This is a genomic window from Pseudarthrobacter sp. S6 (assembly GCF_050156575.1).
In the GTDB taxonomy this organism is placed as follows: Bacteria; Actinomycetota; Actinomycetes; order Actinomycetales; family Micrococcaceae; genus Arthrobacter.
The window spans coordinates 3,654,283-3,668,278 of record NZ_CP189581.1 but is presented as its reverse complement, the minus strand read 5'-3'; the positions used below and the strand labels follow the sequence as shown (position 1 = coordinate 3,668,278).

The window sequence follows — 13,996 nt, the reverse complement described above, 5'->3', positions numbered from 1 at the left end:
GTGCAGCACTGCTGGCGGCGGTGGGCGGCGCCCTGAACAGGCGCGGCGCCGCCATCGCAGCGGGCCAACCATGGCCCCGGCCGCACGCGGGCCCGGTGCCCGGCAACCCAGTACCCTTAAATACGTGGCTTTGAATCGAATTGTGCTCTTTTACGGCTTTACCCCCATCGCAGATCCGGACGCGGTGCGGCTCTGGCAGCGTGCCCTGTGCGAAAAACTCGGGCTGACCGGACGCATCCTCATTTCCAGGGACGGCATCAACGCCACGGTGGGCGGCGAGATAAGCGCGGTCAAGCAATACGTCAAGACCACCCGCGAATACAAGGGCTTCCACGGCATCGACGTGAAATGGTCCGACGGCGGCGCGGCAGACTTCCCGCGGCTGAGCGTTAAGGTCCGGGACGAGATCGTCTCCTTCGGCGCGCCCGGTGAACTCAAGGTGGATGAGCACGGCGTGGTGGGCGGCGGCACCCACCTCAAGCCCGAAGAACTGCACGAACTGGTAGAGGCCACGAAACAGGCCGGCGAGGACGTGGTGTTCTTCGACGGCCGCAACGCCTTCGAAGCCCAGATCGGCAAGTTCAAGGACGCGGTCGTCCCCGACGTGGCCACTACCCACGACTTCATCAAGGAGCTCGACTCCGGCAAGTACGACGCCCTCAAGGACAAACCCGTGGTCACCTACTGCACCGGCGGCATCCGCTGCGAGGTGCTCTCCAGCCTGATGGTGAACCGAGGTTTCAAGCAGGTGTACCAGCTCGACGGCGGCATCGTCCGCTACGGCGAAACGTTCAAGGACCAGGGCCTTTGGGAAGGCTCGCTTTACGTGTTCGACAAGCGCATGCACCTGGAATTCAGCGAGGATGCTAAAACGATCGGTGCGTGTGTCCGCTGCGCCTCTCCCACCAGCAAGTTCGAGAACTGCTCCAACCCGAGCTGCCGCACTCTGACGCTGTACTGCGCCGAGTGTGCCGCCAGCCCGGAGACGCTTCGCTGCCCCGAAGGCTGCGCGGCCTGAAACGCGCGTGGCCGAAGGGGCCGGGCCGGCCTGGATCCGGCAGGCAGCAAAGTTCACAGCCGGGACAGCCGGTAGGCGCTGTGGCGCCGGTCCGGATTTCTTTGGCCCGCAACAGGCCGAATTCCCTGTGCGCCACCTGCAGCCCGGTCCCCACTTGGGACTCAACCAGCCAGGCCTCCATTTCGGCCTCTCTGACGGGATCGTTCCGCCACAGGTCTGCGGGTGGCCCCGGCTCGGTCACCTCCGGCGCCGCCGGGGCCTCGGCGGGACGCCACCCTTCGTCGTACGTGTATTCACATCCGGCGAGCGCAGTTCCGGCCACAAGGGCGCCCGCCGTCCAGAGTACGACGGCGGCCCTCACCCGGGTGCGCACGGAGACTGACCGGGACGGGCAAGCGCCCGGACGACGTACCGCACTGCGGGGCGGCGGCGCCCCCTGCGTTGCGGGCATACTCCGACTCTATGCCCGGCCCGGACGCCAATCCAGAGCCTCGAGTAGGTGACGGGAAAGCCGGTCAGGCACGGGGGTTAAGGACTGCTGCTTGGGGCAGGGGCTGGACTGACTGGCGACTACCCCGCGGTTACCAGTTGGTAAGCGTAGATCACCGGCGCGTCAACGCTGGAGGCACTGAGCTCCAACGGCCCGGATTCCGGCAGAGTTATTTTGCGGGACTCCGGCGTGCCGTAGCAGGCCGCTCCGAGGTCGGCAAGCGCTTTGCCGCCGGACCGCACTGCGAGGAAGGCCTTGCCGCCGCCTTCGCAGACAAGTGTCAATGTGTACTTGCCTGCCGGCACAGTCTCCCCATGATCAATGGGCTGGGCGTTGAGAATCCTGCCAGAGTCCTCGGCAACAATGCCGCTGGCCGATGGCATCGCGGTGGCCTTCCAGGCCGGCACGTCGGCGTTCTCGACCGAAAGCTGCTGCGCGCAGCCGGAGGCGCCCAGGAGGACAGCTGCTGCCGCCACGGCGGAGAGGGCGCGCGGCAGGGAGGAAGGAAACAGAACCATGCTGCCAATTTACCCGGCCCCACCCGTGCTCCGTGATTCAGACCCTTGACCTAGACGCTACGTCAATATTTATCGTTGAACCATCAGCCGGATCACAACCCCGGACTTATTCCGCCAACAGACCGGGAAGAAGGAACACATGGACTGGTCCATCCAGGACATTGCCCGGCTCGCAGGGACCACCAGCAGGACGCGTCGCGGCCTGGGGCTGGGCCTGCCGGTAATCAGGCAGGTGCTTGACGACGAAACGGACGCGGCCAACGCCCTCACCGGGCATCTGGCATGGCTCAAGCAGGAACAGGACAGGCTGGCGCGGCAGATCGCGTCGGTCACACAAACCCTCGAAGCAGTGAAAGGAGGTGGCGAAATCATGGCAGACGACATGTTCAACAGTTTCGACCACACGCAGTACAAGGACGAGGTGGAGGAACGCTGGGGCAAGGACGCCTACGCGAAGGGGGATGCGTGGTGGTGCGGCATGAGCGCCGACGAGAAGGCGGAGTGGAAGCAGCGCTCGCAGCGGAGAACCTGTAGCCCGTCAGGGGGAAGCCTGCCCGCCAATAGACTTGGGCGGTGACTGATTACACGCTTTTCCTGGCCGGCAACACCCCCGATGCCCCGCGCAGCGACCGCCCCGAACTGCTGACGGCGCTCGCCGCGGACCTGCGCCGGGTGGACTACACGCTCGACGGCGTGGCCGGGCTCCTGGGCGAGTCCGCCTACCGCGCGCTGAACCGGGACCAGATCATCCCGGCTTTGCTCGCCACCGAAAGCGCCCTCTACAATGATGCGGCGAAAGGTGGGCCTGCGAACGGTGAGAACACGGCGTCGGCGCTCGCCGCCGTCGTACGTCTCTGGCTCCTGGCGGAACCGCAAACGCGGGAAACGCTCGACGCCGCCCTGCCGGGAATCCGGTCCGACGGCCTGGTCGAGCTGGGGCTGCTTGTGCCCGTGCCCGCCTCTGATCTGCCCGGCGCCGGTCAGCCGGCGCTGGATCTGCTGCAGGCAAGAGCGGATCTGCGGCCGTACGGCTGGGATTCCAATGAGGACGGCAGCGGCGGCGCCGAGTTGTGGGTGGCAAGTGACCTCGCCGCGCACCAGCAGGACGGCGTGCTGCGGCACGATCACGTACTCGGGATCGGTCAGGCATCCACCACGCTGGTGCAGACCACCGTCCGGCGCCACGTCGCCAAGGCCCTGGATTTGGGCACGGGCTGCGGTATCCAGTCCTTCCACCTCCTGCACCATGCCGAGCACGTCACCGCGACGGACATCTCGGAGCGGGCTCTGGCCTTCACCCGGTTCAACCTGCTCCTGAATGCCGAGGCCCTGCACGTGGACCCGAAACACCTGGCGGACCGGGTCAGCCTTCGGCTGGGGTCGCTCCTGGAGCCCGTGGCCGGTGAGGAATTCGAGCTTGTGGTGTCCAACCCGCCGTTCGTCATCACGCCGCGGACGGTAGGCGAACCTGCGTCCGGGCAGTTCACCTACCGCGACGGCGGGCTGCCGGGCGACGACATCGTGGCCTCGCTCGTGGCGGCATTGCCCGGCGCCCTGGCTCCCGGCGGCACCGCGCAGCTGCTGGGCAACTGGGAAATTCCCGCCGGGGCCGAGTGGCACGAGCGGCCCAAAGGCTGGATCGGTCCGGATGCGGATGCCTGGTTCATCCAGCGCGAGCAGGTGGGCCCGGAACAGTACGCCGAAACATGGCTGCAGGACGCATCAGAATCCCGCGACCGCATGCATTACCGGGACGCCTATGCCGCGTACCTGGCGGACTTCGCGTCCCGGAACGTGGCGGGGATCGGCTTCGGCATGATCTGGCTGCGCCGGCCGCCGGCGGAATCCAGTGCCGCCGCCATCAGCCGGTTCGAGGAAATTACGTACCCCATTGAGCAGCCCATCGGGCCCCACTTGGGCGCCGCCGTCGAGCGTTCCGACTGGCTGGCCGCCAACAGCCTGGCGGACGCGCATCTGCTCGTGGCGGACGACGTCACGGAGGAACGCCATCAGCGTCCCGGCGCCGAGCACCCGGGCGTGATTCTGCTCCGCCAGGGTGCCGCTCTGCGCCGGACCAATCTGCTCAGCACCGAACTCGCCGGATTTGTCTCCGCCTGCGACGGTGACCTCTCCGTCGGCCAGATCATCGGCGCCCTCGCGGCGCTGCTCGGCGGGAGCCTCGTGGGGGAGGACGGGTTCGACGGCGATGCGTTCCGGACCAGGCTGCTCGAGGACGTCGCGAACCTGGTCAGCGACGGTTTCCTGGTTCCCTCCGAGCCTGCCGCATAGCGGTTTGGCGCGCTTTGGAACACCCCAAAACGGGGTCCTTGACGTGCCGGATGAGTCGGCGGGTTTTCCACATGAATGCGCACGATTGTCCAAAATATGGTGAACTAGGCGAGTATGGGCTCATCTGCCCGAGCAACCTTTTTCTGTAGGAGCACCGTGCCAAGCAAGGCCAAAACCGGCAAGAAACTCGTGATTGTGGAGTCTCCGGCCAAGAGCAAGACCATCGCCAAGTACCTCGGCGAGGGCTTCATCGTAGAGGCCTCCGTTGGTCACATCCGAGACCTGCCGCAGCCGTCCGAGCTTCCCGCAGAACTGAAGAAAACCTCGGTGGGCAAGTTCGCCGTCGACATCGAAAACGACTTCAAACCCTATTACGTGGTGTCTGCGGACAAACGGAAAAAGGTCACCGAACTGAAGGCCGCCCTCAAGGATGCCGACGCCCTTTATCTCGCAACCGATGGGGACCGCGAGGGCGAGGCCATCGCGTGGCACCTGCTGGAAGTGCTCAAGCCCAAGGTGCCCGTCTACCGGATGACGTTCGGTGAAATCACCAAGGAAGCCATCCAGCGCGCCATGGGCAACCTGCGCGATGTTGATACGGCACTGGTGGATGCGCAGGAGACTCGCCGTGTCCTGGACCGCCTCTATGGTTACGAGATTTCTCCCGTGCTGTGGCGCAAGGTGGCCCGCGGCCTGTCCGCTGGCCGCGTGCAGTCTGTGGTCACGCGCATGGTGGTGGACCGTGAACGCGAACGCATGGCGTTCACCTCGGCTTCCTACTGGGACCTCACGGGCCAGTTTGGTGCCGGTTCCGCTTCGTTCAAGGCAAAGCTCGCCTCCGTTGACGGCGCCAAGGTGGCTTCGGGCCGGGACTTTAATGACGACGGCGTCCTTACCGCGCGCAACGCGGCGCACCTGAACGAGGAACTGGCTACCTCGCTGGCCGCAGGACTCCAGGATGCGGACTTCCGGGTCCGGTCCGTGGACACCAAGCCGTACACCCGCCGTCCTGCAGCGCCGTTCACCACCTCCACGCTGCAGCAGGAGGCCGGCCGCAAGCTGCGCTTCACCTCCAAGAGCACCATGCAGGTGGCCCAGCGGCTGTACGAAAACGGCTACATCACCTATATGCGAACCGACTCTTCGGCGTTGAGCGACGAAGCCGTCACGGCCGCCCGCCGCCAGGCCTCCGAGCTGTACGGCCCGGAGTACATCCCGGCGTCGCCCCGCGTCTACACCAGCAAGGCTGCGAACGCGCAGGAAGCCCACGAGGCCATCCGCCCCGCCGGTGACTCCTTCCGCACGCCGGCGCAGGTTGCCAAGCAGCTCTCCGGCGACGAGTTCCGCCTGTACGAGCTGATCTGGAAGCGCACCGTCGCCTCCCAGATGGGTGACGCCAAGGGCTCGACGGCGACCATCCGCCTTGGTGCCGTTGCTACTGACGGCCGGGACGCTGAGTTCTCCGCCTCCGGTACGGTCATCACCTTCCCCGGCTTCCTGGCCGCCTACGAAGAAGGCAAGGACGAAAGCCGCGGGGACGACGACTCCGACGAAGCCCGACGGTTGCCGAACGTGGCCAAGGACGATGCCCTCACGGCGTCGGACATTCTGGCTGTGGGCCACGAGACCTCGCCGCCGCCGCGCTTCACCGAAGCGTCGCTGACCGCCGAGTTGGAAAAGAAGGGCATCGGCCGCCCGTCGACCTACGCCTCCACCATCTCCACCATTCAGGACCGGGGCTACGTCCGGAAACAGGGCTCTGCCCTGGTGCCCAGCTGGATCGCATTCTCGGTGATCCGCCTGCTGGAGCAGCACTTCACCGACTACGTGGACTACGAATTCACGGCGGACATGGAAGGCGACCTGGACAAGATCGCCAACGGCCAGGCTGTGGGGTCCGCCTGGCTCAAGCACTTCTACTTTGGTGAAGACGCCGATCCGGGCCTGCTGAGCATCGTGAACAACCTGGGCGACATTGACGCCCGGGAAATCAACTCCATTCCCATCACGGACGAGATCACGTTGCGGGTGGGCAAATTCGGTCCGTACCTGGAAAGCTCCGCCGCCACCGTTGATCCGAAGACCGGCGAAATCGTGGAAAACTCCCGAGCCAACGTCCCGGAGGACCTGGCACCGGACGAGCTCACCGCGGCCAAGGCCATCGAGCTGATGGAGACGGCCGCGCCGGAAGAACGCGTCCTCGGCGCTGACCCGCATACCGGGCACACCGTGGTGGCGAAGAACGGCCGCTACGGCGCCTACGTCACCGAAGTCATCCCCGAGATGACCGAGGAACAGCTGGCCAACCAGCCCGTGGAGTACTACAAAAACGGCAAGCCGAAGCCGCCGAAAAAGCCTGTCAAGGCTAAGCCGCGCACCGGTTCGCTGTTTGCGTCCATGACGGTGGACTCCGTCACGCTGGATGAAGCGATGCAGCTGATGAGCTTGCCCCGCGCCCTGGGCGAGGACGCCGAAGGCAACCTCATCACGGTGCAGAACGGCCGCTTCGGCCCGTACCTGAAGAAGGGCACGGACTCCCGCTCCATCGGCACCGAAGAGGAAATCTTCACCATCACGCTGGAGCAGGCGCTCGAGATCTACTCCCAGCCCAAGCAGCGCGGCGCCCGTGCCGCGGTAGCCCCGCTGGCTGAGTTCGGACCGGACCCCGTTTCCGAGAAGAACATCGTGGTGAAGGAAGGCCGCTTCGGGCCGTACATCACGGACGGCATCACCAACATCACCGTCCCGCGGTCCACGTCCCTGGAGGAGCTGACCCGGGAACAAGCGGTTGAACTCCTCGCTGAGAAGAGGGCCAAGGGGCCGGTCAAACGCACCACCACGGCCCGCAAGGCTCCGGTAAAGAAGAAGGCTCCAGCCAAGAAGTAAATAGGGGCGGAATTGCGCCGGGCTCTCCAACGTGGTCGAGTAGATACATGACTGAACAGCCCGGCACAGCCGATCTCACGCCGCTCAACGACCTCGAAGAGAAGCTCGCCCAGGGCGGCCAGCCCGAGGGCAGCCCGGTGGATGTCATCCTGTCCTTCCTCAACAGCGAGGTCTACGTCATCAGCACCGACGGGATCGAGGGGGAGGATTCCCAGGTGGAGCCGCTGGTATTGGCGAACGCCGACGGCGAGCCCGTCCTTGCGGTGTTCTCGCACCCCAGCAGGGTTGATGAGCAGTACCTTGAGGCTGCCCCGAACGTCCTGGGGACCCAGGGTGCGGCCATTATCGCCAACATTGGCGAGGAATTGGGCATGGTGATCAACCCCGGCGCTGCATACGGGTTTGAGATCAACCCGGAGGGCGTCGCCAACATCAAGCGCGACTTCAAGCGAGCCGATGAACTCCCGGACGGTGCACCAGAGGACGCCTCCGCAAACTGACATTTTCTGCGCAGGTTGTGAGTGAGGGCCCGGGCGGGGGAATAATGGCAGGATGCGGCTAGGCGTCCTCGATATCGGGTCAAACACTGTCCACCTTCTCCTGGTGGATGCCCACCCTGGCGCGCGTCCGGTGCCTTTTGCGTCGCACAAACGGCCCATATCCCTGGTCCAGTACCTCGATGCCGACGGTAACATCACGGACGCCGGTCAGCACGAGCTGACCGAATTTGTCCTTGAAGCCTGGGAGTTTGCGGCCAGGCACAAAGCGGACGACCTGCTGGCCTTCTGTACGTCCGCCATCCGCGAAGCCACCAACGGCGCTGCGGTGCTGGCCCGGGTCAAGCACGAAACCACTGTCACCCTGCAGGAACTGACGGGCAGCGAAGAAGCCTCTATGACGTTCTTCGCCGTCCGCCGCTGGTACGGCTGGGGTGCCGGGCCCATCCTGAACCTGGACATTGGCGGCGGCTCCTTCGAAATGGCCTTCGGCCAGGACGAGTTGCCCGAAGTGGCCACCTCCGTCCCGCTGGGCGCCAGCCGCCTGACTCGCGACTGGCTGGCCGAAGACCCGCCTTCCGCCAAGAGTGTCAAGGAGCTGCGCCGTTATATCCGGGCCACGCTGGCCCCCGCGGTGAAGCAGTTCGACGGCCTGGGGCGCGCCAATGTTGTGGCCGGCACCTCCAAGACGTTCAGGTCGCTCGCCAGGGTCGCAGGGGCCGCCCCCAGCGCTGCAGGCCCCTACGTGAAGCGCACACTCAACGCGACGGACCTGGGCGTCTGGGCGCAGCGCATTTCAGCCATGAAGGCCGAGGACCGGCTCTTTCTGCCGGGGGTGTCCGAGGCCCGCGCGCATCAGCTCCTCGCCGGGGCCCTGGTTGCCGAGGCCGCCCTGGAAATGTTCAAGTTCAAAAAGATCAGAATCTGCCCTTGGGCGCTGCGTGAAGGTCTGATCCTGCGCCGGCTCGACCAGCTGGTCTTTGCCGGTCCGCTGGATCCGGCCCCGCATATCGTGGGGCCCGCCCCGGCGCGTCAGGCGATCGAGTCCACACCCGCCTGAAACAGCGTTAACGCGAAAGCGCCGGCGTCCGCAGCAGGAAAATGGGGGAAAACCTGCTGCAAACCACCGGCGCCTCGGGCAAACATCCCCATGCTTGCCGCATCACTCGCACCCTCAATGAGGTAATAACTACATTAAGCGGCGAAGTTGTGTGCAAGCTGCAGCGAACATGGGAGTCCGCTGTGAATCAGTTTCGGCGGGTTCCCGCGTTGTCCCATTCGTTCCATTTCTGCAGCCGCCCAGCCGAACTGCAATGATGGAACCATGAGTAACCGAATCGCCTTTCTGGGCTGTGGATCCATGAACGAAGCCATCCTCTCTGGCCTTCTGGCCGCCGGAACCAACCCCGCCGACGTCATAGCTACAGTCAGGCGTGCCGAACGCGCCGAGGAGCTGGCGTTGCGCCACCACGGCATTACCGCTGTCGCTGGCGAAGAGGAACCGGACAATAACAAGGACGCCGCCAAGGGATCCGCCGTCGTAATTCTTGGTGTGAAGCCGGTGGGCATCATCGACCTGGCCCGCGAAATCAGCGGCTCCCTGTCCCCGAAGGCCGTAGTTGTCAGCGTCGCCGCAGCCGTATCGCTGGCGCAACTCGAAGCGGCACTGCCTCCCGGACAACCGGTGATACGGACCATGCCGAACACCCCTGCGAAGCTGGGCCGCGGCGTCGTCTCCGTTTCACCCGGTACCAACTGCACGCCGGAACAGCTCCAGACCGTCAAGGACATCCTGCGGGCCGCAGGCACCGTGGTGGAGGTGCCGGAGGAGCAGGTGGATGCGGTGTCGGCCATCAGCGGCTCGGGTCCCGCCTACGCGTTCTACCTTGCCGAGGCCATGGCCGCTGCCGGCGTCGAACTGGGTCTGGATCCCGAGCTGTCGTTGCTCCTGGCGCGGGAGACAGTCGCAGGCGCGGGGTTTATGCTGGCTGAGCCGGGCGCCGATCCTTCGGCCCTGCGCAAGGGAGTGACGAGCCCCAACGGCACCACCGAACGGGCCATCGCCACGTTCGAGGACCGCGGCATTCCGTCCATCATCGCCGCCGGCGCCCGCGCCGCAGCGGACCGCTCCGCAGAGATCACCCGGCAGCTCGGCTAATCCCACCGGATGGATGGGGCCACGACCGCAGGGTTCCCTGGCCGAGCTTGCGAGGTTAGGGCGCGGGTGGGGACTACGGCCGCGCGGCGAACCGTTCCAGCAGGTCCACATGCCCGGACACGATCAGCATGTCGCGGGCGGACACCTTGGTTTCAGGGCGGGCGTAGGTGAAGTCCTCACCGGGCGACTTCACGCCCACGATCGTCACACCGTACTTGGAGCGCACCTTTGACTCATCCAGCGTGAAACCGACTGTTTCACGGGGCGGATACATTTTCACGATGGCGAAGTCGTCGTCGAATTCGATGAAGTCCAGCATGCGGCCGGAGACCAGGTGCGCGGCGCGGACGCCGGCGTCGGCCTCGGGGTAGATCACGTGGTTCGCGCCGATCCTGGTGAGGATCTTGCCGTGCGAGGGTGTGATGGCCTTGACCCAGAGATGCTCGATGCCGAGATCCACCAGGTTCACGGTGATCAGCACCGAGGACTCGATGGACGTTCCCACGCCACAAACGGCGGAGCTGAACTCCTGGGCGCCGAGCTGGCGCAGCGCATCAATGTTGGTCGCGTCGGCCTCCACCACGTGGGTGAGGAGCGGTGCCCATTTCTGGACCAGGCTCGGGTCGCGTTCGATCGCCAGCACCTCGCGGCCCTGTTTCACCAGCTGCTCGGCGGTGGATGAACCGAAGCGGCCCAGCCCGATCACCAGGACCGGCGCGTTGTGGGCGGGGCGGTTGGGGGCGCCTGAGGAATTAGCCAATGATGGGCCTCTCTTCCGGGTAGTGGTACAGCTGGCTGCGCTGACGCAGGGCCAGCCCAGCTGCAAGGGTAACGGTGCCCACACGGCCCGCGAACATCAGGGCAGTGAGGACATAAACGCCCGACGGCGGCAGCTCGGCGCTGAGGCTGGTGCTCAGCCCCACGGTGGCGAAGGCGGAGATGGTTTCGAACAGCACCCGGTCCAGGGATGCGCCGCTGATCTGCAGCAGCAGGAACGCGGAGACGGAGACCAGTGTGGCGCCGGCCACGATGACGGAGATGGCCACCCGCATGGTTCCCTGGGGGATGGTCCTGCCGTACACCTTGACGTCGGAGTCGCCGCGGGCCTCCGCGACGATGGCGAGGAACATCACGGCGATTGTGGTCACCTTAATGCCGCCCGCCGTCGATGCCGAACCGCCGCCGGCGAACATCAGGGCGTCGGTGAGCAGCATGGTGGTGGATTCCATGTGGTTCTGCTCCACCAGGTTAAAACCGCCGGAGCGGGTCATGACGGACGCAAACAACGAATGGGTGATCTTGTCGCCGAGGTCCATGTGGGCGATGGTCCGCACGTTGTCCCACTCCATCAGCGCCCACAGCACGGTGCCCGCGGCGAGGAGGATGAAGGATACCTGGATGGTCAGCTTGGTGTGCAGGTTCCACTTCTTCCAGTTGAGCCCGTTCTGCTGCAGGACCATAACAACGGGAAAACCCAGGCTGCCGAGGAACACGCCGAGCATCAGCGGGATGAGGATCCAGGGATCGCTCTCATACGGCACGATGCCGTCTGAATGCGGGGTGAATCCGGCGTTGTTGAACGAAGAAATGGCGTAAAAGACACCGTGCCACACGGCCTGCCAGAACGGCTCGCCGAGGGTCAGGAACCGGGGGACTAGGGCAAGCGCCAGGACACCTTCGATCACCACGGACGTGGTGATGACGATGCGCAGCAGCGTACCCACTTCGCCGAGCCGGCCGGCGTTGTTCATGGCCTCCTGGGCAATGAGTTTGCCGCGGACGCCAAGCTTCTTGCTCACCATGAGGGCCAGCAGGGAGGCGAGCGTCAGCGTTCCCAATCCGCCCACAAAGATGCCGATCAGGATGACCAGCTGGCCGAAAAATGACCAGTGCACCGCCGTTGAAACAACGGTCAGGCCGGTCACGCAGACGGCGGACACCGCCGTGAACAGTGCCTGGTGGATCGGAGTGGCCATGCCGGTGGCGGAGGAGATGGGCAGCGACAGGAGGAAAGTGAAGATCAGGCAGACCGTCCCGAAGGCGCTCAAGGCAAGCCGTGCGGGCGACGTGTTGGCAATTTCGTCAACGAAGTCGCGTATGCGGGTGAAGATCCAGAGGCCTTCGCGCCCCGGTGCGGCCGGGTGCCAGCTGGCCGGGTTCCGGGGCCTCGACTGGCGTTGCGTCATGGGGGGCTTTTCCTCGGTTGAAACTGTTTCCTCCAGTAGTAAACCACTAATGCCCGCGTTATGGCCGGGCCGGGGCCGGGTGCGCCCTCCGGTAGCCTGTCATTGATGACATTCCTGCCCGGTCTCAGCCAGCCCGCGCCGCCAACGATGGTGGTGTGGAATTCCGCCATGACGGCCTACAATTTCGGCCCGGGCCACCCGATGGCTCCCGCGCGGCTGGACCTGACGGCGAGGCTTGCAAGCAGCCTCGGCCTGCTGGACTTTGCGCATGTGTCTGTGGAGGCCCCGGAGGTTGCGTCCGATACCGAACTGGAAACCGTACACTCGCCTGAGTTTGTGGCTGCAGTCCGCCGGGTCAGTGACGACCCGACCTCGCCGGATGAAGCCCGCGGGCTGGGCACCGACGACGATCCAGCCTTCGCCGGTATGCACGACGCCGCCGCAAGGCTTGCCGGTGGATCGCTGGCCGCTGCGTCCGCCATCCTGGACGGGTCCGCGCTCCACGCCGTGAACTTCGGCGGAGGTATGCACCACGCTGCCCGCGACCGCGCCAGCGGTTTCTGCATCTATAACGACTCCGCCTTGGCCGTCCGGAGACTGCTCGACGGCGGCACCCGCCGTGTGGCGTATATCGACGTTGATGCGCACCACGGCGACGGGACGGAAAGCATCTTCTGGGACGATCCCCGGGTCCTGACCATCTCCCTGCATGAAAGCGGACTCACACTTTTCCCCGGGACCGGCTACGCGGACGAGATCGGCGGTCCGCAGGCTGAGGGCAGCGCCGTCAACGTTGCCCTGCCGTCGGGCACCGGGGATGCCGGCTGGCTGCGGGCTTTCCATGCGGTGGTGCCGCAGCTCGTGGGTGCGTTCCAGCCGGACGTCATCGTCAGCCAGCACGGCTGCGACTCGCACCGCCTTGACCCGCTGGCCCACCTGAACATCAGTGTGGACGGCCAGCGTGAGGCGGCCACCGCCGTCGGGAATCTCGCTGCCCGGCACTGCGAGGGCCGCTGGATCGCCACTGGCGGCGGCGGATACAGCGTTACCGACGTTGTGCCGCGGTCCTGGAGCCACCTGATCGGCATCGCCGCCGGGCGTCCCGTTGCGCTCCGGACCCCGGTGCCGGAGGATTGGCGCGCCTATGTTTCGGACAAGTTCGGCAGGGACGCCCCGGGCCTGATGGGGGACGACGTGGAGCTTTGGTGGCGGTCCTGGGAAGTGGGCTTTGACCCCAACGATGCCGTGGACCGCACCGTCATGGCCACCCGCAAGGCCGTTTTCCCGCTGCACGGCCTCGATCCCTGGTTCGACTGATCTAATCACCCCGCGATGGCCGGTCACAGGCGAAATAGTTGATGCCTGACGGCGTATATGTCGCTAGGGTGGGAGTCATGGTGACAGACGACGTATTTGCCGTCATTGCGGAAGCAACCCGGCGTGACATTTTGGTTTCCCTGCGCGCCGGGGACAAGGCAGTGGGCGAGCTGGTGGAAGAACTGTCCGCGAGCCAGCCCACCATTTCCAAGCACCTGAAAGTCCTCCGCGAGGCCCAGCTGGTCAGCATGCGGGCGCAGGGCCAGAAGCGCTATTACGCGCTGAACCCCAAGCCGCTTGAGGGGATTGTCAGCTGGCTGGAGACGTTCGACGTCGGCCCGGCAGCCGCCGTCGCCAAGTCACCCCGTGCTGTGGCGGAAGCCGGCACCGAGCAAACCGTGGCTACCGCACTGCCGGACAGTGCCGCCATCGCTGCCGTCCTGGAGCGTCCGGGCGCCGAGCTGAGTCCCGCCGTCGTGATTCCGGGCGGCACCGTTGCACCGCTCAGCGACGACACCGTGCCGCAGCAGATCGGCCGCACGGTGGGCCGCGCCGCCACAAAGGCCGCGGACCTGCTGGCCAACCTCCCGAACCTCCCCAAGTTCGGCCGCAAAAAGTAGCCCCACTACTCTGAGTT

11 protein-coding genes and 1 pseudogene are annotated in these 13,996 nt (G+C 65.6%); 9 read left to right on the top strand and 3 right to left on the bottom strand.

Annotated features, from left to right (window positions below; translation table 11 throughout):
• Positions 1 to 124: 124 nt before the first annotated feature.
• The gene (locus ACQCS0_RS17585) at positions 125 to 1,018 is read left to right on the top strand and encodes a rhodanese-related sulfurtransferase (protein ID WP_354154595.1); all 894 of its coding nucleotides are present in this window, start codon (positions 125 to 127) and stop codon (positions 1,016 to 1,018) included.
• Positions 1,019 to 1,588: 570 nt separating this feature from the next.
• Here the strand turns inward: ACQCS0_RS17585 and ACQCS0_RS17580 are convergent.
• Positions 1,589 to 2,026 (bottom strand): hypothetical protein, encoded by a 438-nt coding sequence (locus tag ACQCS0_RS17580; protein ID WP_354154596.1) that lies wholly within the window; start codon positions 2,024 to 2,026, stop codon positions 1,589 to 1,591.
• A 139-nt stretch (positions 2,027 to 2,165) separates the two neighbouring features.
• Here ACQCS0_RS17580 and ACQCS0_RS17575 point away from each other — a divergent pair.
• From ACQCS0_RS17575 to proC, 6 genes and pseudogenes are all read left to right on the top strand, one after another.
• A pseudogene (locus ACQCS0_RS17575) lies at positions 2,166 to 2,549 on the top strand (MerR family transcriptional regulator); the annotation flags it as partial.
• A 50-nt stretch (positions 2,550 to 2,599) separates the two neighbouring features.
• Positions 2,600 to 4,315: a DUF7059 domain-containing protein gene (locus ACQCS0_RS17570; protein ID WP_354154597.1), complete on the top strand. Its 1,716-nt coding sequence runs from the start codon at positions 2,600 to 2,602 to the stop codon at positions 4,313 to 4,315.
• A 156-nt stretch (positions 4,316 to 4,471) separates the two neighbouring features.
• Complete coding sequence (gene topA, locus ACQCS0_RS17565; RefSeq protein WP_354154598.1) at positions 4,472 to 7,201, top strand: type I DNA topoisomerase; 2,730 nt, start codon at positions 4,472 to 4,474, stop codon at positions 7,199 to 7,201.
• 47 nt (positions 7,202 to 7,248) lie between these two features.
• Positions 7,249 to 7,701, top strand: coding sequence for an SseB family protein (locus ACQCS0_RS17560; protein WP_282330144.1), 453 nt, complete (start codon positions 7,249 to 7,251; stop codon positions 7,699 to 7,701).
• Between the two features lie 52 nt (positions 7,702 to 7,753).
• A complete protein-coding gene (locus tag ACQCS0_RS17555) occupies positions 7,754 to 8,758 on the top strand; it encodes a Ppx/GppA phosphatase family protein (RefSeq protein WP_426938866.1) in 1,005 nt (334 codons plus the stop codon).
• Between the two features lie 264 nt (positions 8,759 to 9,022).
• Positions 9,023 to 9,856: a pyrroline-5-carboxylate reductase gene (gene proC, locus ACQCS0_RS17550; protein ID WP_354154600.1), complete on the top strand. Its 834-nt coding sequence runs from the start codon at positions 9,023 to 9,025 to the stop codon at positions 9,854 to 9,856.
• Positions 9,857 to 9,929: 73 nt separating this feature from the next.
• On the opposite strand, the gene ACQCS0_RS17545 is transcribed toward proC, so the two are convergent.
• Together ACQCS0_RS17545 and ACQCS0_RS17540 are read right to left on the bottom strand one after the other, a co-directional pair.
• Positions 9,930 to 10,616 carry a TrkA family potassium uptake protein gene (locus ACQCS0_RS17545; protein ID WP_354154601.1) on the bottom strand — a complete coding sequence of 229 codons (687 nt, stop codon included), beginning with the start codon at positions 10,614 to 10,616 and terminating at the stop codon, positions 9,930 to 9,932.
• Complete coding sequence (locus ACQCS0_RS17540) at positions 10,609 to 12,042, bottom strand: potassium transporter TrkG (RefSeq protein ID WP_354222418.1); 1,434 nt, start codon at positions 12,040 to 12,042, stop codon at positions 10,609 to 10,611. Before ACQCS0_RS17540 ends, ACQCS0_RS17545 begins: the two co-directional genes overlap by 8 nt.
• 105 nt (positions 12,043 to 12,147) lie before the next feature.
• Here ACQCS0_RS17540 and ACQCS0_RS17535 point away from each other — a divergent pair, with 105 nt between their 5' ends.
• On the top strand, positions 12,148 to 13,359 hold the full coding sequence (locus ACQCS0_RS17535) for an acetoin utilization protein AcuC (protein WP_354154603.1): 1,212 nt from the start codon (positions 12,148 to 12,150) through the stop codon (positions 13,357 to 13,359).
• Positions 13,360 to 13,436: 77 nt separating this feature from the next.
• Entirely contained in the window at positions 13,437 to 13,979 is a 543-nt protein-coding gene (locus tag ACQCS0_RS17530) for a metalloregulator ArsR/SmtB family transcription factor (RefSeq protein WP_354154604.1), read from the top strand.
• The last annotated feature ends 17 nt before the right edge of the window (positions 13,980 to 13,996 follow it).